The 23,550-nt window shown below is 59.8% G+C and carries 24 protein-coding genes; 18 read left to right on the top strand and 6 right to left on the bottom strand.

Features of this window, described 5'->3' with window-relative positions; translation table 11 throughout:
- Nucleotide 1: 1 nt before the first annotated feature.
- Entirely contained in the window at nt 2-550 is a 549-nt protein-coding gene (locus RB216_RS24030) for an NUDIX hydrolase (RefSeq protein ID WP_028617819.1), read from the bottom strand.
- 149 nt (nt 551-699) lie between these two features.
- On the opposite strand from RB216_RS24030, the gene RB216_RS24025 reads away from it, so the two are divergent.
- The 5 genes from RB216_RS24025 to purT all read left to right on the top strand — a co-directional run bounded on the left by RB216_RS24025 (nt 700) and on the right by purT (nt 3,917).
- Complete coding sequence (locus tag RB216_RS24025; RefSeq protein ID WP_016971944.1) at nt 700-1,302, top strand: CoA pyrophosphatase; 603 nt, start codon at nt 700-702, stop codon at nt 1,300-1,302.
- Nucleotides 1,303-1,338: 36 nt separating this feature from the next.
- On the top strand, nt 1,339-1,863 hold the full coding sequence (locus RB216_RS24020) for a gamma carbonic anhydrase family protein (protein ID WP_028617818.1): 525 nt from the start codon (nt 1,339-1,341) through the stop codon (nt 1,861-1,863).
- Complete coding sequence (locus RB216_RS24015; protein WP_122554807.1) at nt 1,860-2,075, top strand: DUF1289 domain-containing protein; 216 nt, start codon at nt 1,860-1,862, stop codon at nt 2,073-2,075. Before RB216_RS24020 ends, RB216_RS24015 begins: the two co-directional genes overlap by 4 nt.
- A gap of 123 nt (nt 2,076-2,198) precedes the next feature.
- Nucleotides 2,199-2,666, top strand: a complete 468-nt coding sequence (locus RB216_RS24005) for a VUT family protein (RefSeq protein WP_010207975.1) — start codon at nt 2,199-2,201, stop codon at nt 2,664-2,666.
- Between the two features lie 69 nt (nt 2,667-2,735).
- A complete protein-coding gene (purT, locus tag RB216_RS24000; RefSeq protein WP_017139720.1) occupies nt 2,736-3,917 on the top strand; it encodes a formate-dependent phosphoribosylglycinamide formyltransferase in 1,182 nt (393 codons plus the stop codon).
- 108 nt (nt 3,918-4,025) lie between these two features.
- On the opposite strand, the gene RB216_RS23995 is transcribed toward purT, so the two are convergent.
- From RB216_RS23995 to RB216_RS23985, 3 genes are all read right to left on the bottom strand, one after another.
- Nucleotides 4,026-5,339, bottom strand: a complete 1,314-nt coding sequence (locus tag RB216_RS23995; protein ID WP_028617817.1) for an MFS transporter — start codon at nt 5,337-5,339, stop codon at nt 4,026-4,028.
- 356 nt (nt 5,340-5,695) lie between these two features.
- The gene (locus tag RB216_RS23990) at nt 5,696-6,934 is read right to left on the bottom strand and encodes a transporter associated domain-containing protein (RefSeq protein WP_028617816.1); all 1,239 of its coding nucleotides are present in this window, start codon (nt 6,932-6,934) and stop codon (nt 5,696-5,698) included.
- 12 nt (nt 6,935-6,946) lie between these two features.
- Nucleotides 6,947-7,759 carry a cytochrome C assembly family protein gene (locus tag RB216_RS23985; RefSeq protein ID WP_016977712.1) on the bottom strand — a complete coding sequence of 271 codons (813 nt, stop codon included), beginning with the start codon at nt 7,757-7,759 and terminating at the stop codon, nt 6,947-6,949.
- 220 nt (nt 7,760-7,979) lie between these two features.
- Between RB216_RS23985 and ffh the strand changes: the two genes are divergently transcribed.
- The 12 genes from ffh (at nt 7,980) to RB216_RS23925 (ending at nt 21,891) form a co-directional block, all read left to right on the top strand.
- Nucleotides 7,980-9,356 (top strand): signal recognition particle protein, encoded by a 1,377-nt coding sequence (gene ffh, locus RB216_RS23980; protein ID WP_003193965.1) that lies wholly within the window; start codon nt 7,980-7,982, stop codon nt 9,354-9,356.
- Nucleotides 9,357-9,606: 250 nt separating this feature from the next.
- Entirely contained in the window at nt 9,607-9,858 is a 252-nt protein-coding gene (rpsP, locus tag RB216_RS23975; RefSeq protein ID WP_003175899.1) for a 30S ribosomal protein S16, read from the top strand.
- A 5-nt stretch (nt 9,859-9,863) separates the two neighbouring features.
- Complete coding sequence (gene rimM / locus RB216_RS23970; RefSeq protein ID WP_028617814.1) at nt 9,864-10,400, top strand: ribosome maturation factor RimM; 537 nt, start codon at nt 9,864-9,866, stop codon at nt 10,398-10,400.
- Nucleotides 10,382-11,155, top strand: coding sequence for a tRNA (guanosine(37)-N1)-methyltransferase TrmD (gene trmD, locus RB216_RS23965; protein WP_308907974.1), 774 nt, complete (start codon nt 10,382-10,384; stop codon nt 11,153-11,155). The genes rimM and trmD overlap by 19 nt, the downstream gene beginning before the upstream one ends.
- A 45-nt stretch (nt 11,156-11,200) precedes the next feature.
- Nucleotides 11,201-11,551: a 50S ribosomal protein L19 gene (rplS, locus tag RB216_RS23960; RefSeq protein WP_003175895.1), complete on the top strand. Its 351-nt coding sequence runs from the start codon at nt 11,201-11,203 to the stop codon at nt 11,549-11,551.
- 82 nt (nt 11,552-11,633) lie between these two features.
- Nucleotides 11,634-12,047 carry an acyl-CoA thioesterase gene (locus tag RB216_RS23955; protein WP_003193963.1) on the top strand — a complete coding sequence of 138 codons (414 nt, stop codon included), beginning with the start codon at nt 11,634-11,636 and terminating at the stop codon, nt 12,045-12,047.
- A 152-nt stretch (nt 12,048-12,199) separates the two neighbouring features.
- On the top strand, nt 12,200-13,096 hold the full coding sequence (gene xerD, locus RB216_RS23950) for a site-specific tyrosine recombinase XerD (RefSeq protein WP_028617812.1): 897 nt from the start codon (nt 12,200-12,202) through the stop codon (nt 13,094-13,096).
- A 142-nt stretch (nt 13,097-13,238) separates the two neighbouring features.
- Entirely contained in the window at nt 13,239-13,970 is a 732-nt protein-coding gene (locus RB216_RS23945; RefSeq protein ID WP_010207987.1) for a thioredoxin fold domain-containing protein, read from the top strand.
- A gap of 129 nt (nt 13,971-14,099) precedes the next feature.
- Nucleotides 14,100-15,404 (top strand): homoserine dehydrogenase, encoded by a 1,305-nt coding sequence (locus RB216_RS23940; protein ID WP_010207988.1) that lies wholly within the window; start codon nt 14,100-14,102, stop codon nt 15,402-15,404.
- 67 nt (nt 15,405-15,471) lie between these two features.
- Complete coding sequence (gene thrC / locus RB216_RS23935; protein ID WP_028617811.1) at nt 15,472-16,881, top strand: threonine synthase; 1,410 nt, start codon at nt 15,472-15,474, stop codon at nt 16,879-16,881.
- A 134-nt stretch (nt 16,882-17,015) separates the two neighbouring features.
- Nucleotides 17,016-20,573 carry a transporter substrate-binding domain-containing protein gene (locus RB216_RS23930; protein ID WP_308907973.1) on the top strand — a complete coding sequence of 1,186 codons (3,558 nt, stop codon included), beginning with the start codon at nt 17,016-17,018 and terminating at the stop codon, nt 20,571-20,573.
- Nucleotides 20,574-20,646: 73 nt separating this feature from the next.
- A complete protein-coding gene (locus RB216_RS23925) occupies nt 20,647-21,891 on the top strand; it encodes an EAL domain-containing response regulator (protein WP_122685557.1) in 1,245 nt (414 codons plus the stop codon).
- Here RB216_RS23925 and RB216_RS23920 read toward each other — a convergent pair.
- Nucleotides 21,860-22,513 (bottom strand): response regulator, encoded by a 654-nt coding sequence (locus RB216_RS23920; protein WP_068932565.1) that lies wholly within the window; start codon nt 22,511-22,513, stop codon nt 21,860-21,862. The two genes, RB216_RS23925 and RB216_RS23920, sit on opposite strands and share 32 nt — an antisense overlap.
- Before the next feature lie 142 nt (nt 22,514-22,655).
- Entirely contained in the window at nt 22,656-22,877 is a 222-nt protein-coding gene (locus tag RB216_RS23915) for a hypothetical protein (protein ID WP_049711681.1), read from the bottom strand.
- Between the two features lie 314 nt (nt 22,878-23,191).
- On the opposite strand from RB216_RS23915, the gene RB216_RS23910 reads away from it, so the two are divergent.
- Nucleotides 23,192-23,476, top strand: coding sequence for a DUF3509 domain-containing protein (locus tag RB216_RS23910; protein WP_028617806.1), 285 nt, complete (start codon nt 23,192-23,194; stop codon nt 23,474-23,476).
- Nucleotides 23,477-23,550 lie beyond the last annotated feature (74 nt).

The raw sequence follows: 23,550 nt of genomic DNA, 5'->3' as shown, positions 1-23,550 counted from the left end.
GTCATGGCGCGGGCTTTCCCATCGCCGGCACGGCTTCGCTGCGCACCGGGAACGACTGTTGCCTGCGGTCAGCGAAAAAGTATTCCAGGGTACGCCCGACCGTGCGGAAAGCCAGCTCGGACCAAGGGATGTCGGCTTCATCGAACAGCTGCACTTCCAGGCTTTCGGGGCCGGCGGCGAAGTCCAGGTCGAGCAGGTCGGCGCGGTAGAAAATATGCACCTGGTTGATGTGTGGCACGTCGATCAGCGTATAGATGTTCAGGTTGTGCACGCGGGCGCAGGCTTCTTCCAGGGTTTCGCGCATGGCGGCCTGTTCCACGGTCTCGCCGTTTTCCATGAAGCCGGCGGGCAGGGTCCAGTAGCCCAGGCGCGGTTCGATGGCGCGGCGGCACAGCAGCACTTTATCGCCCCACACGGGTACGGTGCCGGCGACGATGTTGGGGTTCTGGTAGTGGATGGTCGAGCAGTGATCACACACAAAGCGCAGGCGGCCGTCGCCTTCGGGGATGCGTTGGGTGACCGGTTTACCGCACTGGCTGCAGAAATTCATGCTGGGGTTCCTGGAAAGTGCGTCTATCTTGGCGTGACGGGCAGGGCGCTGCAACAAGTTGTCGTTTAGCGACACGGCGCGGGTTTTGGGGTTGGGCGCCCGCGAGCTTTGGTGCATGATGCAAGGTAGCCAACAGACCGAGATGACTCATGCTGGACGAGCTACTTCGCCGGGTAAGCAATCACACCCCCCACACGCTTGAAACCGACGGGCGTTTCCCCGAGGCCGCGGTGCTGGTGCCGATTACCCGCAGTGACGAACCTGAGCTGATCCTGACCCTGCGCGCCAGTGGCCTGTCGACCCATGGTGGCGAAGTGGCCTTTCCCGGCGGGCGCCGTGACCCCGAAGACCCGGACCTGATCTTCACCGCGCTACGTGAAGCGGAAGAAGAGATCGGCCTGCCACCCGGCCTGGTGGAAGTCATCGGCCCGCTGAGCCCATTGATCTCCCTGCATGGCATTCGGGTTACGCCGTATGTCGGCGTCATCCCCGATTACGTCGAATACCTGGCCAACGATGCCGAAATCGCCGCTGTTTTCAGCGTGCCCTTGGACTTCTTCCGACAAGACCCACGGGAACATACCCACCGGATCGATTACCAGGGCCGTAGTTGGTACGTGCCCAGCTATCGATTCGGCGAATACAAGATCTGGGGGCTGACGGCGATCATGATCGTCGAGTTGATCAACCTCCTCTATGACGATGCCAAGATCAGCCTGCACCAACCACCCAAGAGTTTCATCAACATCTAAGCCATCGCTTGAATGGCAACGCCGTGAGGAAACACCATGAAATACCGCCTGGGCGACGCCCGCGTCGAGACGCATCCACACAGCTGGGTGGCGCCGAATGCCACGCTGGTGGGCAAGGTCAAGCTGGAGGAGGGCGCCAATGTCTGGTTCAACGCGGTGTTGCGTGGCGACAACGAACTGATCCTGATCGGCAAGAACAGCAACGTGCAGGACGGTAGCGTGATGCACACCGACATGGGCTACCCGCTGACCCTGGGCACCGGCGTGACCATTGGCCATAACGCCATGTTGCACGGCTGCACGGTGGATGATTACAGCCTGATCGGCATCAACGCGGTGATCCTCAATGGCGCCAAGATCGGCAAGCACTGCATCATCGGCGCCAATTCGCTGATCGGCGAAGGCAAGGAAATTCCCGATGGTTCGCTGGTGATGGGTTCGCCGGGCAAGGTGGTGCGTGAATTGACCGACGCACAGAAGCGCATGCTTGAAGCCAGCGCCGCGCACTATGTGCATAACTCGCAGCGTTATGCGCGTGACCTGGTTGAGCAGGAAGAATGAGCCCGATTGAGCGCCCCGTTGCGTCGCCGTGCGTGAGCATTTGTGCATTGGATGACGACGATATTTGTACTGGCTGCCAGCGCACGGTGGATGAGATTACGCGTTGGAGTCGCATGGATAATGCCGAGCGTCGGGTGGTGTTGGGGTTGTGTCATGAGCGGGCGGTGGCGAGTGGGCTGGTGTTTATGGTTTCCGGGAAATCCGGCGGCTGAGTGCTATCCCCTGTAGGAGCGAGCTTGCTCGCGAAAAACTCGATGACACCGCGTATAGTCAGGTACCCCGCGTAATCGTTAATGTTTTTCGCGAGCAAGCTCGCTCCTACAGGTTTTCGCCCCATGCTCTTCCTGATCGCCTACATCAGCAGCGTCGTGCTGATCAACTTCGCCTTCTCCACCGCCCCGCATTTGGACGTTATCTGGTCTGCTTGGGGTGGCCTGGTCTTTATCCTCCGCGACATGGTGCAAACCCGCTTCGGCCACGGTGCGATCATCGCCATGCTGGCTGCGCTGGTGCTGTCGTATGTCACGTCCGACCCAGCCATCGCCCTGGCCAGCGCCACGGCCTTCGCGGTGTCCGAGTGCATCGACTGGCTGGTGTTCAGCATCACCAAGCGCCCGTTGCACGACCGCCTGTGGATAAGTTCGGCGCTGAGTATTCCTCTCGATACCTTCATCTTCTTCGGCTTGATCGGCGCGCTCACCCCAGCGGTAGCGGGCACCGCGCTGGTGTCGAAATTCGCCGGGGTCACGGTGGTGTGGTTGATCATGGCCTGGCGCATCCGCAAGCGCGCCGTCGTCAACTGAGGCCAATTGCTGCAGTTCATGTAAAATGCCGGCCTTTCTCCCAATGATCCGCTCCCCTGAGGACCTGAGATGACCCGAATCGGAACTCCATTGTCGCCAACCGCGACCCGCGTTTTGCTGTGTGGCTGCGGTGAGCTGGGCAAGGAAGTGGTAATCGAACTGCAACGCCTGGGCGTTGAAGTGATTGCCGTGGATCGCTACGCCAATGCGCCGGCCATGCAGGTGGCGCACCGTAGCCACGTTATCAACATGCTCGACGGCGCTGCGTTGCGTGCGGTGATCGAGGCCGAGAAGCCGCACTTCATCGTGCCGGAAATCGAAGCCATCGCCACCGCGACCCTGGTAGAACTGGAAGCCGAAGGCTTCACCGTGATCCCGACCGCGCGCGCCACCTCGTTGACCATGAACCGTGAAGGCATCCGCCGCCTGGCCGCTGAAGAGCTGGACCTGCCGACCTCGCCGTACCACTTCGCCGATACCTTCGAAGATTACAGCAAAGCCGTGCAGGACCTGGGCTTCCCCTGCGTGGTCAAGCCGGTGATGAGTTCGTCGGGCAAAGGCCAGAGCCTGCTGCGCAGCGCCGATGATGTGCAAAAAGCCTGGGACTATGCCCAGGAAGGTGGTCGTGCCGGTAAAGGCCGCGTGATCATCGAAGGCTTTATCGACTTCGACTACGAAATCACTCTGTTGACCGTGCGTCACATCGGCGGCACCACGTTCTGTGCCCCGGTCGGTCACCGTCAGGAGAAGGGCGACTACCAGGAATCCTGGCAGCCGCAGGCCATGAGCCCGATTGCCCTGGCAGAGTCCGAGCGTGTTGCCAAAGCGGTGACCGAGGCCCTGGGAGGTCGTGGTCTGTTTGGCGTTGAGCTGTTCATCAAGGGGGATCAGGTGTGGTTCAGCGAAGTCTCGCCGCGCCCGCATGACACCGGTTTGGTGACCTTGATTTCCCAGGACCTGTCGCAGTTTGCGCTGCATGCGCGCGCAATCCTGGGCCTGCCGATCCCGTTGATCCGTCAGTTCGGGCCTTCGGCCTCGGCGGTGATCCTGGTAGAAGGCCAGTCGACCCAGACTGCGTTCGCCAACCTCGGTGCTGCGCTGAGCGAGCCGGACACGGCGTTGCGTCTGTTTGGTAAGCCGGAAGTGAATGGCCAGCGCCGCATGGGCGTGGCGCTGGCGCGGGATGAGTCGATTGAAGCGGCTCGGGCTAAGGCGACCCGTGCTTCGAAGGCTGTTGTAGTAGAGCTGTAAGGCAGGCCCTGTAGGAGCGAGCTTGCTCGCGAAGGCATTTCAGGCGCATTGCGGCGTCGGATGTACCTTTTTCGCGAGCAAGCTCGCTCCTACAGGTGATTCGGTCTATCAGACGACCTTGTTCAAGTCATTATCCCGCGTCTCTTTCAGGCACAGCACAGCAATCAAGCTGAGCAGCGCTGCCGCCGACACATACCCGCCGACATAACTCAGCCCACCCATCGCCACTAGCTTGGTCGCGAAAAACGGTGCGGCCGACGCGCCTACAATCCCGCCCAGGTTATACGCCGCCGAAGCACCGGTATAACGCACGCGGGTCGGGAACAGTTCCGGCAGCATGGCGCCCATCGGCGCGAAGGTCACGCCCATCAGGAACAGCTCCAAGGCCAGGAACAGCGCTACGGCCCAGGTCGAACCGTGAGTCAGCAGCGGTTCCATGGTGAAGCCCGATAGGATCGCCAGGATCGCGCCGACAATCAGCACCGGCTTGCGTCCGTAGCGATCACTGGCCAGCGCCGCCAATGGCGTCGCCAGTCCCATGAACAGCACCGCAAAGCACAGCAGACCGAGGAAGGTCTCGCGGCTGTAGCCCAGGGTTGAAACGCCATAACTCAGGGAAAACGCGGTGGTGATATAGAACAGCGCGTAACACACCACCATCGACGCAGCGCCCAGCAATACCGGCAGCCAATGCTGGCTGAACAATTCCACCAGTGGCACCTTGACCGGCGCTTCCTTGGCGACGGCGTTGGCGAACACCGGCGTTTCGTGCAGCTTCAGTCGCGCGTACAGGCCAACCATCACCAGCGCAGCGCTGAGGATGAACGGGATGCGCCAGCCCCAGCTGCGGAACTGCTCGTCGTTCAGGCTCATGGCCAGAATCAGGAACAAGCCGTTGGCGGCCAGGAAGCCGATCGAAGGGCCCAATTGCGGGAACATGCCAAACCAGGCGCGCTTACCCTTGGGCGCGTTCTCGGTGGCCAGCAGCGCCGCGCCGCCCCACTCACCGCCCAAGCCGAGGCCTTGGCCGAACCGCAGCACACACAACAGGATCGGCGCCCAGGCCCCGATGCTGTCATAGCCGGGCAGCAAGCCAATCAGCGTGGTACATACGCCCATCAGCAGCAGTGACGCCACCAGTGTGGATTTACGCCCGATGCGGTCGCCGAAGTGGCCGAACAGCGCTGAGCCCAGCGGGCGGGCGATGAAGGCGATACCGAAGGTGAGGAATGACGCCAGCATCTGTGCGGTGCCAGAGGTCTGCGGGAAGAACACCGGGCCGATCACCAGCGCAGCGGCCGTGGCGTAGATATAGAAGTCGTAGAACTCGATGGCGGTGCCGACGATGCTCGCCGTGGCGACCCGTGCAGTCGAGTTGGTCGGGGCGGCGGCGGGCGCGGCCACGTTGTAGGTGGTGCTCATGGTGGTGTCCCTGATGGTCATTGCGCGTTTGGACGCGGATTATTATTGGTCGAACACCCATGGATCAGGGTTGTGCGCGGGCAGGCTCGGGATGGGAGCGAACACCGGTCGGACACGATAAGGCGGTGCCTGGACACGCTGGGTGCGGGTAGCACGCGGTCGGGCGCGGCTCTGGTAAGCCGCACCGATTATAGGAAGGGGTTTGAACATACAACAAGGGGGCTGACACGCCGCAAATCAAAATGTGGGAGCGGGCTTGCTCGCGAAAGCAGTGGGTCAGTCAGCTCATCTTCAGCTGGTCTACCGCATTCGCGAGCAAGCCCGCTCCCACAGGGAGAATGTGTTTCGCCAGCAGCTTATACGGCGACCGGCATCCGGCTGGTGTGCCAGATCAGCACCTTGCTCACGCGGTTGTCCTCGGTCTCGAGGATTTCCAGGCGGTAGCGCCCGATTTTCAGGCACACCGCGCAATCGGGAATGGTCTCCAGCGCTTCGGTGACCAGGCCGTTGAGGGTCTTGGGGCCGTCGCTGGGCAGGTGCCAGTTCAGGCTCTTGTTGAGTTCGCGGATCGATGCAGCGCCATCGATGATGTAGCGGCCGTCCGGCTGAGGCTCGATATGCGGGTTGTCGGCACTTTGCTCGCTTTCGAATTCGCCGACGATTTCTTCGAGAATGTCTTCCAGGGTCACGATACCCAGCACTTCGCCGTATTCATCCACCACCATGCCCAGGCGGCGCTGCTGCTTGTGAAAGTTAAGCAGTTGCAGTTGCAGGGGCGTGCTTTCCGGGACGAAGTAGGGTTCGTGGCAGGCGGCGAGCAACGCTTCCTTGGTCAGGCTGGCGTCGGGCAGCAGGTGCTGGATCTGCCGGGTGTTGAGCACGGCCTGCACTTGGTTGATATCACTGTGGAACACCGGCAGGCGCGTACGCTGGGAGGTGCGCAGTTGCTCGATGATCTCTTCGATCGAGTCGTCCAGGTTGATGCCGTCCACTTCACTGCGCGGCACCAGGATGTCGTTGACAGTGATGTTGTCCAGGGCGTGGATGCCGGGCATGCCAGGTGTGTGGCCTTCGTCGGATTCGGCTTCCCGCTCGTCGTCATGGTCGGGCAGCGGTTCGTCGCTCTGTTTCACCACGCCGGATTTGCGTGCGAACGGGCGCAGCAGCAACAGGCTGATGCCATTGAGCAGCCAGGCCAGCGGGTAGAGGATTTTCAGCGGCACGCCCAACAGCGTATTGCCAAAGCCCAGCACGGCCTGCGGATGGCGGACGGCGAGGGCGCGGGGCAGGTAGTCGGCCAGAACCAGCAGGATCGCGCAGGAGATCATCCAACCCAGCCAGGGCCCGTTCTGCGCCCAGGCATAGATGGCCAGCAGCGTGCAGAGGATCACCACGGCGGCGCGACACAGGCTGTTGCACAGGATCAGGCTGTTACGCGGAAAGCTCAGGCGGGTGGCGGCCTTGTCGCCCTGGCGTGTGCCGGGGCGCAGGGCCAGCAGGTGTTGTTGCGCGGCTTCGATGGCGGTGAATAGTGCGGCCCATAGGACCAGCAGGGCGATTACCGCGAGCATCGGCTCCAGTGGCAGGTTGTCCATGATCGCTGCCCGTCAGATATGCAGGATGTATTCGCGGACCAGCTTGCTGCCGAAATAGGCCAGCATCAGCAGGCAGAAACCGGCCAGGGTCCAGCGGATCGCCTTGTGCCCGCGCCAGCCGAGGCGGTTGCGGCCCCACAGCAACACGCTGAACACCACCCAGGCCAGGCACGCTAGCAGGGTCTTGTGCACCAAGTGCTGGGCGAACAGGTTTTCGACGAACAGCCAGCCGGAGATAAGCGACAGCGACAGCAGCGTCCAGCCGGCCCACAGGAAGCCGAACAGCAGGCTTTCCATGGTTTGCAGCGGCGGGAAGTTCTTGATCAGCCCCGAGGGGTGCTTGTGCTTGAGCTGGTGGTCCTGCAGCAGCAGGAGCAGGGCCTGGAACACCGCGATGGTGAACATGCCGTAAGCGAGGATCGACAGCAGGATGTGCGCGAGGATGCCCGGTTCTTCATCGATCACCTGCACCGTGCCGGTCGGGGCGAATTGCGCCATCAGCACCGTCAGCATGCCCAAGGGGAATAGCAGCACCAGCAGGTTCTCGACGGGAATCCGGTAGCAGGCCAGCAGGGTCAATGCGATGACGGCAGCCGCGATCAGGCTGGCGGCGCTGAAAAAATCCAGGCCCAGGCCGACGGGCGTCATCAAATGGGTAAACAGGCTGGCAGCATGGGCCAGCAGGGCGAGGACGCCAAGGCCGACGAGCAGGCGTTTGTCCGCCTTGGCGCCTTGGGCCAGACGAGTGCCCTGGTAGAGAGTCGCAGCGGCATACAAAATGGCGGCGGCGAGGCTGGGTAGCAAACTGGGTGACAAAGGGAGCATAAATCCTGTTAGGCAAGCCCGAAAGGCGCTGAGTTTGGCATACCCCCGCGTAACACGAAAGACTCTCAAGCCAGACAGCGGGTGTGCATGGCGGCAGTCTTCGCTATAATCCGCGACCTGCCCACGCCGCAGGCTCACCGAGCGCTGTTTTTAATAGCGATTTACCACAGCCTGGGCCGCCATTACCTCGGTCTATGAATAGGGCCTGAAAGGATCGCGCATGTTTGAAAATCTGACTGACCGTCTCTCGCAGACGCTGCGCCATGTCACCGGCAAGGCCAAGCTGACCGAGGACAATATTAAAGACACCCTGCGTGAAGTGCGCATGGCGTTGCTGGAAGCCGACGTGGCTTTGCCGGTGGTGAAGGACTTCGTCAACTCGGTCAAAGAGCGCGCGGTGGGCACCGAAGTGTCTCGCAGCCTCACGCCGGGCCAAGCCTTTGTGAAGATCGTCCAGGCCGAGCTCGAAAGCCTGATGGGCGCGGCCAATGAAGACTTGAACCTCAGCGCCGTGCCGCCGGCCGTCGTATTGATGGCCGGTCTGCAAGGTGCGGGTAAGACCACCACCGCCGGCAAGCTGGCGCGCTTCCTTAAAGAGCGCAAGAAGAAGTCCGTGATGGTGGTGTCGGCCGACGTGTACCGTCCGGCGGCCATCAAGCAGTTGGAAATGCTCGCTGGCGAAGTAGGCGTGACTTTCTTCCCGTCCGACCTGAGCCAGAAGCCGGTCGACATCGCCAACGCGGCTATTAAAGAAGCCAAGCTGAAGTTCATCGACGTGGTCATCGTCGATACCGCCGGTCGCCTGCACATCGACGAAGAGATGATGGGCGAGATCAAGGCGCTGCATGCCGCGATCAACCCGGTCGAGACGCTGTTCGTGGTCGACGCCATGACCGGCCAGGATGCGGCCAATACCGCCAAGGCCTTTGGTGACGCACTGCCGCTGACCGGCGTGATCCTGACCAAGGTCGACGGTGACGCCCGCGGCGGTGCTGCGCTGTCGGTACGTGCCATCACCGGCAAGCCGATCAAGTTCATCGGTATGGGCGAGAAGAGCGAAGCGCTCGAGCCGTTCCACCCAGAGCGTATTGCCTCGCGCATCCTCGGCATGGGCGACGTGCTCAGCCTGATCGAGCAGGCCGAAGCCACGCTCGACAAGGACAAGGCCGACAAACTGGCCAAAAAGCTGAAGAAGGGCAAGGGCTTCGACCTCGAAGACTTCCGCGACCAGCTGCAACAAATGAAGAACATGGGCGGTCTTGGCGGCCTGATGGACAAGCTGCCGAACATCGGCGGTGTGAACCTGGCGCAGATGGGCAATGCCCAGGGCGCGGCAGAGAAGCAGTTCAAGCAGATGGAGGCCATCATCAACTCCATGACCCCGGCCGAGCGCCGCGATCCCGAGCTGATCAGCGGTTCGCGCAAGCGCCGGATCGCCATGGGTTCCGGCACCCAGGTGCAGGACATCGGTCGCTTGATCAAGCAACACAAGCAGATGCAGAAGATGATGAAGAAATTCTCCGCCAAGGGCGGAATGGCCAAGATGATGCGCGGCATGGGCGGTATGTTGCCCGGCGGCGGGATGCCAAAGATGTAAAGAATTCGAGCAGAAGTTCGCTTCTGCTCCGACCCACAGGGATGTGGGATCTCCAGCAAACCCGCCGTTGGCGGGGGCTGACCGGCCGTTTTAACCGACGGCTCTATAGCAGATCTGAGTGGCACGCTGATAGGCGCCAGAAAAAGACATTTGCAAAAGTCCGGATATTCCTTAGAATATGCGGCCTTTCGGGCACCTATGCCCGCTGTGCATTTAGATTTGCAGCACCGACTACAGGAACGATGTTCACATGCTAACAATCCGTCTTGCCCTTGGCGGCTCCAAAAAGCGCCCGTTTTACCACTTGACCGTAACCGACAGCCGCAACCCGCGTGACGGTTCGCACAAGGAACAGGTTGGTTTCTTCAACCCTGTTGCTCGTGGTCAAGAAGTTCGTCTGTCCGTGAACCAAGAGCGCGTAGCCTACTGGCTGAGCGTGGGTGCACAGCCATCCGAGCGCGTTGCAAAACTGTTGAAGGACTCGGCTAAGGCCGCAGCCTGAGCAATATGAACGCGACGCCAGCTGTTGCTGATGATTTGATCGTTATCGGCAAGATTTACTCTGTTCATGGCGTTCGCGGCGAAGTGAAGGTGTATTCCTTTACTGATCCGACTGAAAACCTGTTGCAGTACAAGACCTGGACGCTCAAGCGCGAAGGTAGTGTGAAGCAGGTTGAGCTGGTCAGTGGACGCGGGAGCGATAAGTTCCTGGTCGCAAAGCTCAAGGGTCTTGATGACCGTGAAGAAGCTCGTCTTCTGGCCGGTTATGAGATCTGCGTGCCGCGAGACCTGTTCCCTGAATTGACCGACGGTGAGTACTACTGGTACCAGCTGGAAGGTCTGAAGGTTATTGATCAACTCGGGCAATTGTTCGGGAAAATCGATCATCTTCTGGAAACCGGCGCCAATGATGTAATGGTGGTCAAGCCTTGCGCTGGCAGCCTGGATGATCGCGAACGCCTGTTGCCCTATACCGAGCAATGCGTGTTGGCCGTCGACCTGGCAGCGGGCGAGATGAAGGTGGAATGGGACGCGGACTTCTAAGCGTGGCTAATTTGCGCATTGAAGTGATCAGTTTGTTTCCCGAGATGTTTTCCGCCATCAGCGAGTACGGCATCACCAGTCGGGCGGTGAAACAGGGGCTGATGCAGCTCACCTGTTGGAACCCGCGAGACTACACGACGGATCGACATCACACTGTAGACGATCGCCCATTTGGCGGTGGTCCTGGCATGGTGATGAAGATCAAGCCCCTGGAAGACGCGTTGGTTCAGGCCAAGGCCGCCGCCGGGGAGAAGGCGAAGGTAATTTACCTGTCCCCTCAAGGCCGCCAGCTGAAACAGGCTGGGGTCCGCGAACTGGCGAATGAGGAAGCACTGATCCTGATTGCCGGTCGCTATGAAGGCATTGACGAGCGTTTTATTGAAGCTCATGTCGATGAAGAGTGGTCGATTGGGGACTATGTCCTGTCTGGCGGCGAGCTGCCGGCGATGGTCCTGATAGATGCGGTTACACGACTGCTGCCTGGAGCTTTAGGGCATGCGGACTCCGCGGAGGAAGATTCCTTCACGGATGGTTTGCTGGATTGCCCGCACTACACCCGACCGGAGGTGTATGCGGATCAGCGTGTTCCCGACGTATTGCTAAGTGGCAATCACGCACACATCCGGCGTTGGCGTTTACAGCAGTCCCTTGGTCGGACCTATGAACGACGCGCCGATCTTCTGGAAAGCCGCTCGCTTTCTGGAGAAGAGAAGAAGCTGCTCGAGGAATACATCCTCGCGCGGGACGATAGTTAACAACGTATCGATGGTAGGTCCATTGACTTACCTTAGGAGCACAGCATGACTAACAAAATCATCCTTGCACTCGAAGCAGAGCAGATGACCAAAGAGATCCCTACCTTTGCCCCGGGCGACACCATTGTCGTTCAGGTGAAAGTGAAGGAAGGCGACCGTTCGCGTCTGCAAGCGTTCGAAGGCGTGGTAATCGCCAAGCGTAACCGTGGTGTGAACAGTGCTTTCACTGTTCGTAAAATCTCCAACGGTGTTGGCGTAGAGCGTACTTTCCAGACCTACAGCCCGCAAATCGACAGCATGGCCGTCAAGCGTCGCGGTGACGTACGTAAAGCCAAGCTGTACTACCTGCGTGACCTGTCCGGTAAAGCAGCTCGCATCAAGGAAAAACTGGCTTAAGTCCAGCTTCCCGATGCAGAAAAAAGCAGCCTACGGGCTGCTTTTTTGTGCCTGAAATTTGTCTATTTGCCGGTATTTGTCCATGACCACCCGCCTCGAAGAAATCCAGCGCCGCACCGACCTGTCCGTGACCCACGTGACCAAGGCCGTGTTCCCGCCGACCACCAACCACCACAACACCCTGTTCGGCGGCACCGCCCTGGCGTGGATGGATGAAGTGTCGTTCATTACCGCCACGCGCTTTTGTCGCTTGCCGCTGGTGACGGTGTCTACCGACCGTATCGACTTCAATCATGCGATCCCGGCCGGCTCCATCGTTGAGCTGATCGGTCGCGTAATCAAGGTGGGGAACACCAGCCTCAAGGTTGAAGTGGAAGTGTTCGTAGAGAGCATGAGCGCCGATGGCCGCGAGAAGGCGATCCAAGGTGTGTTCAGTTTTGTGGCGATTGATGCCGATAAGCGTCCGGTGCCTGTGCTGCCTGGGTTTGTAGACTGATCCTGGACCGAGCCGCGGCCATCGCAGGCAAGCCAGCTCCCACATTTGATCGGTGGAGGGTACAAATCAGTGACCCGACACAAAACCCCTGTGGGAGCTGGCTTGCCTGCGATAGGATCTAACAGACATTACAGAAATCCGCCTGAGCCCCCATGCCCGCCATCGACCACCCCCTGATAGACCGTTTCCTTGACGCCCTCTGGCTGGAAAAAGGCCTGTCAGACAACACGCGCCAGGCCTACCGCAGCGACCTGGCGCTGTTCAACGGCTGGCTGCAGGAAAAAAACCTCGAATTGATCAACGCCGGCCGCGAGCTGATCCTCGATCACCTGGCCTGGCGTCTGGAGCAGAACTACAAGCCACGCTCCACCGCGCGATTCCTTTCCGGTGTGCGTGGGTTTTATCGCTATCTGCTGCGGGAAAAGTTGATCGCCCTCGATCCCACCCTGCAAGTCGACATGCCACAACTCGGCAGGCCATTGCCCAAATCCCTGTCGGAAGCCGACGTGGAGGCCTTGCTCGCCGCGCCGGATTTAAGTGAGGCCATCGGCCAGCGCGACCGTGCCATGCTGGAGGTGTTGTATGCCTGCGGCCTGCGGGTGACCGAATTGATTAGCCTCACCCTGGAGCAAGTCAACCTGCGTCAGGGCGTGCTGCGGGTGATGGGCAAGGGCAGCAAGGAACGGCTGGTGCCGATGGGCGAGGAGGCGATTGTCTGGGTCGAGCGCTATATGCGTGATGCTCGCAGTGAGCTGCTTGGCGGGCGGCCCAGCGACGTGCTGTTCCCCAGCCTGCGCGGCGAGCAGATGACCCGGCAGACCTTCTGGCATCGTATCAAGCACCAGGCCAAGGTCGCCGGTATCGGCAAGACCTTGTCACCCCACACGTTGCGCCATGCATTTGCCACGCATTTGCTCAACCACGGTGCGGATTTGCGCGTGGTGCAAATGTTGCTCGGCCATAGCGACTTATCCACAACCCAAATCTACACCCACGTCGCGCGTGCACGTTTGCAGGATATGCACGCCAAGCACCACCCGCGAGGCTGAAAACCGCCAATTTATCCCGTCACGGGCTGCCCTGCGGCCCAACTGTGGTAGGCTTTGCCGGTTAGCAAAGGGGACGGCCCATGCCCGAGTTTCCACATCGGTGCTACTGCTCCCGTCCCTGCATCTGCCTTCAGGAGTTCCCATGCGCTTGACCCAGATTATTGCCGCCGCAGCCATTGCGTTGGTTTCTACCTTTGCCTTCGCCGATGACGCTGCCGAGCAGACCATCCGCAAGAGCCTGGCCAACCTGCAACTCGATACCCCGATCGAAAGCATCAGCGCCAGCCCGATGGCCGGCCTGTATGAAGTCAAGCTCAAGGGCAGCCGCGTGCTGTACGCCAGTGCCGACGGCCAGTACATCGTCCAGGGTTACCTGTTCCAGCTGAAGGACGGCAAGCCGGTCAACCTCACCGAGAAAGCCGAGCGCCTGGGCGTGTCCAAGCTGATCAATGGCATTCCGGTAGCAGAAACCGTGGTTTACCCGGCCATCGGCGAGACCAAGACCCATATCACCGTGTTCACCGATACCACTTGCCCTTACTGCCACAAGCTGCACGCCGAAGTGCCGGCGCTGAATAAGCTGGGCGTGGAAGTGCGCTACGTCGCGTTCCCGCGCCAGGGCCTGGGTTCGCCGGGTGACGAGCAGTTGCAAGCCGTGTGGTGCTCGGCCGACAAGAAAGCAGCCATGGACAAGATGGTCGATGGCAAGGAAATCAAGGCGGCCAAATGTGCCAATCCGGTTTCCAAGCAGTTCGCCCTGGGCCAGTCCATCGGCGTGAACGGTACACCGGCCATCGTTTTGGCTGACGGCCAAGTGATTCCGGGCTACCAGCCGGCACCACAAGTTGCCAAACTGGCGCTCAGTGCCAAATAAATCAGTATCGTCGAAATGTCGACGATCAAGGCTCGCTGACACGTCAGCGGGTCGTTAATTGCAAGCCGCAGTCGTGCGGCTGTTTTCCACGGCCGACCTAGCGTCGGCCGTTTCATGGGGAGTTCTTCAGTGAAACCGGTCAAAGTAGGCATCTGTGGGTTAGGGACCGTCGGTGGCGGCACCTTTAACGTACTTCAGCGTAACGCTGAGGAAATTTCCCGCCGCGCAGGTCGCGGGATTGAAGTGGCGCAAATTGCCACGCGTTCGCCAAAGCCTCAGTTCGAAACGACCGGTATTGCGATTACCAACGATGTCTTCGCCGTTGCCACCAACCCTGAAATCGATATCGTCATCGAGCTGGTCGGCGGCTACACCGTGGCCCGTGAGCTGGTGCTCAAGGCCATCGAGAACGGCAAGCACGTGGTTACCGCCAACAAGGCGCTGATCGCCGTGCACGGCAACGAGATCTTCGCCAAGGCGCGTGAGAAGGGCGTGATCGTGGCGTTCGAAGCCGCCGTGGCCGGTGGCATCCCGGTGATCAAGGCGATCCGTGAAGGCCTGTCCGCCAACCGCATCAACTGGGTGGCCGGCATCATCAACGGCACCGGTAACTTCATCCTTACCGAAATGCGCGAAAAGGGCCGCACCTTCGAAGACGTGCTTGCCGAAGCCCAGGCCCTGGGTTACGCCGAAGCCGACCCGACTTTCGACGTGGAAGGTATCGACGCCGCTCACAAGCTGACCATCCTGGCGTCCATCGCCTTTGGTATCCCGCTGCAGTTCGACAAGGCCTACACCGAAGGCATCACCAAGCTGACCACCGCCGACGTGAACTACGCCGAAGCCTTGGGCTACCGCATCAAGCACCTGGGCGTCGCGCGTAGCACACCTGCGGGCATCGAGCTGCGTGTGCACCCAACGCTGATCCCGGCCGACCGCCTGATCGCCAACGTCAATGGCGTGATGAACGCTGTGATGGTCAACGGTGATGCGGCCGGTTCGACCCTGTTCTACGGCGCCGGTGCCGGCATGGAGCCGACCGCTTCGTCGGTGATCGCCGACCTGGTGGATGTGGTCCGCGCCATGACCAGCGACCCGGAAAACCGCGTGCCGCACCTGGCCTTCCAGCCGGATTCGCTGTCGGCGCACCCGATCCTGCCGATCGAAGCCTGCGAAAGCGCCTACTACCTGCGCATCCAGGCCCAGGACCATCCGGGCGTGTTGGCCCAGGTCGCCAGCATCCTGTCGGAGCGCGGTATCAATATCGAGTCGATCATGCAGAAGGAAGTCGAGGAACAAAACGGCCAGGTGCCGATGATCCTGCTGACTCACCGCGTGCTCGAACAGCACATCAACGATGCCATCGCTGCCCTGGAAGCCCTGCAAGGCGTGGTCGGCCCCGTGGTGCGGATCCGCGTCGAACACCTGAACTAATGGTTTTGCTGCAAGGGCCCCGCAGGTTCGGCGGCCCTTGTTCAAGAATGCTCTAGAGGAGCCAGTCATGCGTTATATCAGCACCCGCGGCCAGGCACCGGCCCTGAATTTCGAAGACGTCCTGCTGGCAGGTCTTGCCACCGACGGCGGCCTGTACGTGCCGGAAAACCTGCCACGTTTTACCCAGGAAGAAATCGCTTCGTGGGCCGGCCTGCCGTACCACGAACTGGCGTTCCGCGTGATGCGCCCGTTCGTCACCGGCAGCATTCCGGATGCGGACTTCAAGAAGATCCTGGAAGAAACCTACGGTGTCTTCTCCCACAATGCCATCGCGCCACTGCGCCAGCTGAATGGCAACGAATGGGTACTGGAGCTGTTCCACGGCCCGACCCTGGCATTCAAGGACTTCGCCTTGCAACTGCTGGGTCGCCTGCTCGACTACGTGCTGGAGAAGCGCGGCGAGCGCGTGGTGATCATCGGCGCCACCTCCGGTGATACCGGCTCGGCGGCCATCGAAGGCTGCAAGCATTGCGAAAACGTCGACATCTTCATCCTGCACCCGCACAAGCGCGTGTCGGAAGTGCAGCGTCGCCAGATGACTACCATCTTTGGTGAAAACATCCACAACATTGCCATCGAAGGCAACTTCGATGACTGCCAGGAAATGGTCAAGAACAGCTTTGCTGACCAGAGCTTCCTGAAGGGCACACGCCTGGTAGCGGTGAACTCGATCAACTGGGCGCGGATCATGGCCCAGATCGTTTACTACTTCCACGCTTCCCTGCAGTTGGGCGGCCCGGCGCGTTCGGTGTCGTTCTCGGTGCCTACCGGCAACTTTGGCGATATCTTCGCCGGTTACCTGGCGCGCAACATGGGCCTGCCGATCAACCAATTGATCGTCGCCACCAACCGCAACGACATCCTGCACCGCTTCATGAGCGGCAACCAGTACGTCAAGGAAACCCTGCACGCCACCCTGTCGCCGTCGATGGACATCATGGTTTCGTCGAACTTCGAGCGCCTGCTGTTCGACATGCACGGTCGTAACGGTGCAGCGATTGCCGGCTTGATGGACACCTTCAAGAGTGGCGGCGGTTTTAGCGTGGAAGAAGAGCGCTGGACCGAAACCCGCAAGCTGTTCGATTCCCTGGCCGTGGACGATGCACAGACCTGCGAAACCATCGCTGAAGTCTATGCCCAGACCGGCGAGCTGCTCGACCCGCACACCGCTATCGGTGTGAAGGCCGCCCGCGAATGCCGCCGCAGCCTGGACATTCCGATGGTGATCCTGGGCACCGCCCACCCGGTTAAATTCCCGGAAGCGGTAGAGAAGGCTGGTGTTGGTAAGGCGCTGGAGCTGCCTGTGCACTTGGCGGACCTGTTCGAGCGTGAAGAGCGTTGCACCGTGTTGGCCAATGACCTGAAGGCTGTGCAGGCGTTTGTGAGCCAGCACGGAAATCGTGGCAAGCCGCTCTGATTCAATGGCTTCGCGAGGTTGCTCAAGCCCGTCTTAGTGACGGGCTTTTTCATTGGGGCAGGCCATACTCCAACGGGCAACCGACAACAAAAAACAAGGAAACCAATACGGTGCTTTTATTGAGCCGAAGATGCATGTGGCTGGTGTGTCTGCTCTTGTTCGGTCATCTGTCGACGACCCTGGCAGCCGTTAGCCTGCCCTTCAAACTGGTCCCGGCATTTACGCCTCTGGCACCCTTGCCTTTGACGGCCGCCGAGCAGCAATGGCTGGCGACCCATCGAACGCTGAAGGTTGGTATCTCCATTGATGATTACCAGCCGATTGATATTACCCGCGACCATAATCGCTACCAGGGCATCAGCGCCGACTACCTGAGCCTAATCGGCGCGCGCCTCGATGTGCCCATGCAGGTGATGGGCTTCGCTGAGCGGGCGCAAGCGGTGGAAGCCTTGCGCAGTGGGGCGATTGATATTCTGACCAGCGCCAATGGCTATGAGCGGGATGTGCCTGGGTTGCGGTTTACCCGGGACTACATGCCGGATCGTTCGGTGGTTGTCGTGCGCCGCGACGACGCCACGCAGAACGAGGACCTCGCGGACAAGAAGGTGGTTTTGCTGGAGGGATATGCCAATGTCGGCAATGTGCATCGGGCCTATCCCGCCAGTCATATCATACTGGCTCCGAACCTTTACAGTGGCTTGGAGGCGTTGAACCAAGGGGATGCCGATGCCTTTATCGGCAATGAAGTGATCGTGCGTGCCTACAAGTCGCTGCGTCCTTACCTGGGTTTGCAGATAAAGGTGGAAAGCCGGCTGGCGCCGATTGGTTTTGCCTTTGCCTCCCGTGCGGCGGACCCTTTATTGGGCGCCATGCTGGACCGTGCCCTGGCGAGTATCGACGAGTCGATACAGCGTGAAATCCTGGCGCGCTGGACCACTGGCCTGGGGGTGGACATCGCCGCAGACCGCATTGTGTTGTCGGCCCAGGAGCAAGCGTGGCTGTTGCACCATCCTCATGTGGTGGTGGCGTCCCAACAACAGTCGCCGTACATCTTCAAAGACAAGGATGACCAATGGGTCGGCCTGAACGTCGATCTGCTAAACCGGATTTCACGCATGACGGGGTTGCAGTTCGTGATGGAAGAGGTGTCTTCCACCGCGCAGACCCTGGAGTTACTGGCAGCGGGCAGGGCGGATATGAACACCACGCTGGCCGAGAATCAGGAACGCAGGCAATTCCTGGATTTCAGTCATGGTTTTGGTGGCGCCGGGTGGGTGTTTATCCAGCGCAGCGACACGCCATTACTGGTCAGTTTGAGTGAACTGTCCGGCAAAGTATTGGCGTTGCCGGCACGTCATGTACTGGAAAGCTTTATTCGTCGTGAACACCCAGACATCGAAATTCTCTCTGTCGATAACTATACCCAGGCCCGTGATCAAGTGATCCAGGGGCACGCGGCAGCGACTATCCAGAATGAAGTGGAGGTGCAGAGTTACCCGTCCGACGGCTTGCGTATCGGGCGTAGTGTCGAGGGCAAGTGGTCGTCCAACAGCCTTGTGGTGCGCAAGGATCAGCCCGAGCTGCTGAGTATTGTGAACAAGGCTTTGGAAGCGATGCCGGTGGCAGAGTTGAGCGCGCTGCGCTTGCGCTGGCTGGGCGCGGTGCCCATCCCTACATCGGCATGGCAGCGTGTGCCGCCATGGGCCTATTGGACGGTCGCCATGGCGCTGTTGTGTGTGTTGGTATCGCTGGCCTGGAATAGCCGGCTCAAGCGTCAGATCCAGCAGCGCTTAGTGGCCGAGCAACGACTGAGCGATCAGTTGGCCTTCAAGCGTGCCTTGCTCGACGGCATGCCCAATCCGGTTTTCGTACGTGACCTGGCTGGGCGGTTGGTGACCTGTAACACCAGCTATGAGCAGCAGTTGGCCACCCGGCGCGAGCAGATCCAGGGCCTGACCTTGATGGAGAGTGGCTTGATGCCAGAAGCTACTGCCGCACGCCTGCATGCAGGGCACATGGAGCAGTTGGCAACGCAGCGATCGTTATTTGTTGATCGCCAGTTGGAGTTCAACGGCGGCACTTTCCACGTGTATCAATGGACGGTGCCGTTTTTCGACGCGCGCGGCCAATTGCAGGGATTGCTCGGGGGGTGGATCGACATCAATGAGCGCAAAGTCCTGGAACATCAGTTGATGGACGCACGCCAGGCTGCTGACGAAGCGAATTACGCCAAAAGTGCGTTTCTCTCGACGCTCAGCCACGAAATTCGTACACCGATGACCGCCATCATCGGCTTGCTTGAATTGGAACAAGAACGCGCCCTGGCCGAGGGCAAACGCGTTTCCGAAGCGCTACAGGTGGCCCATCGTTCGGCACGAGAATTGATTGAGTTAATGGGCGATAGCCTGGACCTGGCCAAGATCGAAGCAGGCCATTTGCAACTGGCGCCGCAGACCACTGACCTGAAAAGTTTTTTCGAGGGGATCCAGCGCCTGTTCGAAGCCACCGCACGTAAAAAAGGCCTGCATTTGACCCTGGCGTTTGACCCAGCGGCGCAAGGGAATTATTGGTTCGACCCGCTGCGTTTGCGGCAGGTCATGCACAACCTGCTGGGCAATGCGTTGAAGTTTACCGAGCAGGGTGAGGTCCGCCTCAGCGTCGTCACCCTGTGCGATGAGTCAGGCGCTGAATACCTGCATGTGTGTGTTGCAGACAGTGGGCCGGGGATTGGCGTCGAACAACAGGCCCGGGTGTTCAAGCCTTTTGTCCAGGTCAGCCCGCTGACGGCGGCTCAGCATGGCGGGACGGGACTGGGCTTGAGCATTTGTCAGCAACTGGTGGAGTTGATGGGCGGCACGATCTCCCTGAGCAGCGCGGCGGGCGAGGGCACGACGGTGTGCATTGACCTGTATCTGGAACGGGTTAGTGGCGACGACATGCCCGTTGTGCCTGAGATGACCCTGCCGACTGTCGGTCGCCGTTTGTCGGTGCTGGTCGTGGATGACCTGCCCGCCAATCGTCTGGTACTGGCTCAGCAGCTTCAATTCCTCGGTCATCGGGTGGTGGCCCTCGACTCGGCTGAGTTGGCCTTGCAGCATTGGCGAGATGACGCCTTTGACGTGCTGGTGACCGATTGCAACATGCCGGGTATGTCCGGCTACGCCTTGAGCGAAGCGGTCCGCGGGATTGAAGCGCAGGAGCGACGACCGCGCTGTGCGTTGGTAGGTTGTACCGCCAATGCCATGGAGGATGAGCACCAGCGTTGTCTTGAGGTGGGGATGGATGAACTGCTGGTCAAGCCGGTTACCCTTGAACACTGGGCCAGGGTACTCGCCCGCGTGGCGCCGTTGCGCACCTTCAATATCCAGACCTTGCATGCGATGACCCAGGCCGATGGGCCGGTGCTGCAGCGAATGCTGGAGGAGCTGGCGAAGAGTCTTGAACATGAGCACGACGCGATCAAGGCGGCGTTGGCGGAACAGGATTTCCCCCGGGTGATGGCCTCGCTGCATCGCCTCAAGGGCATTTGCTGCCTGGTGGATGCGCTGCCCCTTGCCAAGGCGTGTGTGGGGCTTGAAAGCTGCCTGCGTGAGCAACGTATTGAAGAAGTTCAACCCCTGTGGCTTGTGCTGAATGAAGCGCTGGCAGAGTTTAAAGTTGAGCTGGGGGCTCATTTGAATCCGCAAGAATAGGACGTGTCCTATGGGGCGCGCAGGGCCTTTTGAGTAGCCTGCGCCACCTCGCTTTTACGTCGTAGAGTTTTTCATGCGCTCCCTCAATGTCTTGATCCTCGAAGATAACCCGTTCCAACTGATGGCCCTGCACCAGATGCTCAATGCCAATGGTGTATTTAATGTAATGACGGCCGAAACAGTAGATGCCGCCCGGCAGTCGTTGGCGAGCAAGGGGCCGGTAGACATTGCTATTTGCGACCTCTATCTGGAGCAAGGCGATGCCCTTGAGCTGATTCGCGAATTGGGCGAGCTGCGGCAGACTCAGGTGCTGATCCTGTTAAGCAATGCTGAGCCCAACGTATTGGAGGGTGTCGCCAACATGGCGCGTCAGGCCGGGTTGAATGTGCTCAGGTGTTTGCCCAAACCCGCCTCGGCACAGCTGATCGGGCAACTGCTGACGGTTTGCCGGCAACACTTACGCCCAGGGCCGCAGGTAGTGTCCTGGGAGAGGGTACGCCAACTGTTGGGGGTGAATGAGCAGGATGAATTGCCGCCTTCGGTGGATGCCTGCCAGGTAGCCATCGCGCGCTACGCCAGCGCCAGCTTTCAGCCTATCGTTTGCCAGGCAGGCGTATTGCAAGGGGTTGAGGTGCTGGCGAGGTGGTACCTACCTGAGGGAGAAGTGTTGCTACCGCATGAATTCCTGCCGGTGCTGGAGTTTGCCGGTATGGAGGAGGCATTTACCTGGCATGTGATGGAAGAGGCCCTAGGCCTTGTCAGCCAGATAGCGTGGGATACGGGCGAGATCTTGCCAGTGGCGGTGAACATTCCCGGGCGGATGCTGGAGCATGCGCATTTTCCCCAGAGGCTGCAGCGCCTGCTGCAACGCTATGCCGTGCCCGCCCATAGCCTGACGCTGGAACTGGTCGAAACCACCCGCTTGAACACCGACAGTGCTCATGTCAGCAGCTTGCTACGTTTGCGGATGATCGGTTGCAAATTGTCTATCGGTGACTTCGGCGTTGGCGGTACGAGTTTGCAGCGTTTGCTGGAGCTGCCTTTCACCGAGCTGAAAATACCACCGGCCTTTGCCTGTGGAATGGCGGGCGATGAGCGCAAAGTGGCCGTCGTTGCAGGCGCCATGAGCATGGCCAGCCGCATGGGCATGAACGTGGTGATGGCGGGCATTGAAACGACAGCCGATCGTGATGCGGCCTGTGCACTGGGCCCTGCCTGGTTGCAAGGCCGCCTGATTGCCCCGCCGATGGACGCTCAGGCACTGAAAGAGTGGCTCGGCCATGAGGCTAGGCCAACCCATGCTCCTGCACGTAGATAAACAATGATGCGTCGGTACTGAGCCCTAGCTTGCGCATGGCGCTCACTTTTTGCGCACTGACTGTCTGCTTGCTGCGATGCAGTTGTGCCGCAATCTCACCAACGGTCAGCCCTCTCGCCAGCAGGCGAATCACTTCCAGCTCGCGGGGCGACAGTTGCTCGTGGGACTGCAATCGATCAGTGCCCACGGCGCTCAGTGACTGGCGAATGGTGTGGGCCACATAGCATTGCTGCTGGCGTACCCCCCGGACGGCTTCAGGCAATTCATTCGCGAGGCTGGCTTTACTCAGCAGGCCCATGACACCCAGCTCCAGAATGGCGTGAAACAACCCAGCGTTGTTGAGCATGGTCACCACGACGATGGGCAGCGTTGGGTGATGCCGGCGCAGTTGTTCGATCAGTCGCAAACCGTCGGCCTGGGGTTCGGCGGGCATCATGAAATCGGTGATCAACAGGTCGCAGGCACAGTGTTGCAGTAATTGGGCAAGGGACTGGGGTGAGTTGGCTTCGCCGACGATTTCCAACTGTTCATCGCGTTCCAAGACGGCTCGCAGACCAATCAGGAAAATGGGATGGTCGTCGGCAAGGATGATGCGCAAGGGTTTTTCAGGTGCGCTTCTCAAGATAGATTCCCCGGACAATTCGGGGATTTTAGCCTGTTAACCCAGTGATGGTGGAAAGTGGGGTGTTCACGGTGCACAAAAACGCCGCTTTCCCTTCCTTGGGGCAGCGGCGTTTTCTGTTTCTGGCAGGCCCGGTCTAGTGTTACGAGAATAGTTTCTGCGCGACGACTATGACGGTGCCGACTGCGGCATAGAACCCTGTCGCGATACCCACCGGGTACCAGAAAGTCTCACAGGTTATCTTCAGGGATTCTTTGTTGAGTTTGTTCTGCTCTGCGTTCATACGTGCGATTTCAGCAAAAATACGTGAGACCTCGGCGTGCATTCTGTCTGTCGATGTTTGCTGTTCATTGTGTTCCGCCATCATCTTCATCCTTCGCAATAAGGGCCTTTTGACCTGCGCTTTTATCTGCGTCGCAGCTATACCAGCGCTCACCGAGTATAGGATTCACCTCGGGTCTCGGCCCTCGGCCAACCCCAAAACAGCCGCCCATTGCGTAAGCAGTTATGTGCAGCCGTTTTTTCCCTGTCATGTTGCAAGCGCATGCTGGAATCCGTCACCCCCTGACGGCCCCATAAAGACGATAAAGCGAACTTTCCTACGTCACAAACAGTCACTTAGGATAGATGCAGCTCCCGTTGAAACGATTGTTCCCGAACTATTGAGTGGTGATCGAGATGGAAAGTATCAGCCTATTGCTCGAAGAAGCACTGAGCCCTTATCAGGTTACGCTGACCACCTCTGGTGTGCAGGACGAGTGCCTGGTAACCGTGAAGAATCCTGCTGGCGCCATTGTGGTCGAACGTGAAGTCGACCGCGCCCAATTGATGGACAAACGCGTGCTGGTGGATGTGGTGGATTGCCTGCTGCGTGACATCAAAATTGCCGAAGGGCGCGTCGAACCCTCGGTCATCGCGGCCTTGCGCAACGCAGCCCAGACCCGCAACGCCACCGCCGCATGAAGAATTGTTTAATTATGGAAACTTCCTACAGCGTGGCCGGTCAGATTTCGTAACAGCAAGAGCAAACATTGTGC

This window comes from Pseudomonas canadensis (assembly GCF_030980095.1).
GTDB classification, from domain to species: Bacteria; Pseudomonadota; Gammaproteobacteria; order Pseudomonadales; family Pseudomonadaceae; genus Aquipseudomonas; species Aquipseudomonas canadensis.
The sequence above is the reverse complement of the archived record's forward strand: the minus strand, read 5'-3'. Positions and strand labels throughout refer to the sequence as shown.

Excerpts from the sequence above, each read along its gene's own strand:
- RB216_RS23910 (WP_028617806.1), top strand. The coding sequence starts at position 23,192 with ATGGAAAGTATCAGCCTATTGCTCGAAGAAGCACTGAGCCCTTATCAG.
- rimM (WP_028617814.1), top strand. The coding sequence starts at position 9,864 with ATGAACGCGACGCCAGCTGTTGCTGATGATTTGATCGTTATCGGCAAG.
- RB216_RS24020 (WP_028617818.1), top strand. The coding sequence starts at position 1,339 with ATGAAATACCGCCTGGGCGACGCCCGCGTCGAGACGCATCCACACAGC.
- RB216_RS23990 (WP_028617816.1), bottom strand. The coding sequence starts at position 6,934 with ATGGACAACCTGCCACTGGAGCCGATGCTCGCGGTAATCGCCCTGCTG.
- RB216_RS23955 (WP_003193963.1), top strand. The coding sequence starts at position 11,634 with ATGACCACCCGCCTCGAAGAAATCCAGCGCCGCACCGACCTGTCCGTG.
- RB216_RS23915 (WP_049711681.1), bottom strand. The coding sequence starts at position 22,877 with ATGGCGGAACACAATGAACAGCAAACATCGACAGACAGAATGCACGCC.
- RB216_RS24005 (WP_010207975.1), top strand. The coding sequence starts at position 2,199 with ATGCTCTTCCTGATCGCCTACATCAGCAGCGTCGTGCTGATCAACTTC.
- rpsP (WP_003175899.1), top strand. The coding sequence starts at position 9,607 with ATGCTAACAATCCGTCTTGCCCTTGGCGGCTCCAAAAAGCGCCCGTTT.
- trmD (WP_308907974.1), top strand. The coding sequence starts at position 10,382 with ATGGGACGCGGACTTCTAAGCGTGGCTAATTTGCGCATTGAAGTGATC.
- RB216_RS24015 (WP_122554807.1), top strand. The coding sequence starts at position 1,860 with ATGAGCCCGATTGAGCGCCCCGTTGCGTCGCCGTGCGTGAGCATTTGT.
- thrC (WP_028617811.1), top strand. The coding sequence starts at position 15,472 with ATGCGTTATATCAGCACCCGCGGCCAGGCACCGGCCCTGAATTTCGAA.
- RB216_RS23925 (WP_122685557.1), top strand. The coding sequence starts at position 20,647 with ATGCGCTCCCTCAATGTCTTGATCCTCGAAGATAACCCGTTCCAACTG.
- rplS (WP_003175895.1), top strand. The coding sequence starts at position 11,201 with ATGACTAACAAAATCATCCTTGCACTCGAAGCAGAGCAGATGACCAAA.
- RB216_RS23985 (WP_016977712.1), bottom strand. The coding sequence starts at position 7,759 with ATGCTCCCTTTGTCACCCAGTTTGCTACCCAGCCTCGCCGCCGCCATT.
- RB216_RS24030 (WP_028617819.1), bottom strand. The coding sequence starts at position 550 with ATGAATTTCTGCAGCCAGTGCGGTAAACCGGTCACCCAACGCATCCCC.
- RB216_RS23930 (WP_308907973.1), top strand. The coding sequence starts at position 17,016 with ATGTGGCTGGTGTGTCTGCTCTTGTTCGGTCATCTGTCGACGACCCTG.
- purT (WP_017139720.1), top strand. The coding sequence starts at position 2,736 with ATGACCCGAATCGGAACTCCATTGTCGCCAACCGCGACCCGCGTTTTG.
- xerD (WP_028617812.1), top strand. The coding sequence starts at position 12,200 with ATGCCCGCCATCGACCACCCCCTGATAGACCGTTTCCTTGACGCCCTC.
- RB216_RS24025 (WP_016971944.1), top strand. The coding sequence starts at position 700 with ATGCTGGACGAGCTACTTCGCCGGGTAAGCAATCACACCCCCCACACG.
- RB216_RS23945 (WP_010207987.1), top strand. The coding sequence starts at position 13,239 with ATGCGCTTGACCCAGATTATTGCCGCCGCAGCCATTGCGTTGGTTTCT.
- ffh (WP_003193965.1), top strand. The coding sequence starts at position 7,980 with ATGTTTGAAAATCTGACTGACCGTCTCTCGCAGACGCTGCGCCATGTC.
- RB216_RS23995 (WP_028617817.1), bottom strand. The coding sequence starts at position 5,339 with ATGAGCACCACCTACAACGTGGCCGCGCCCGCCGCCGCCCCGACCAAC.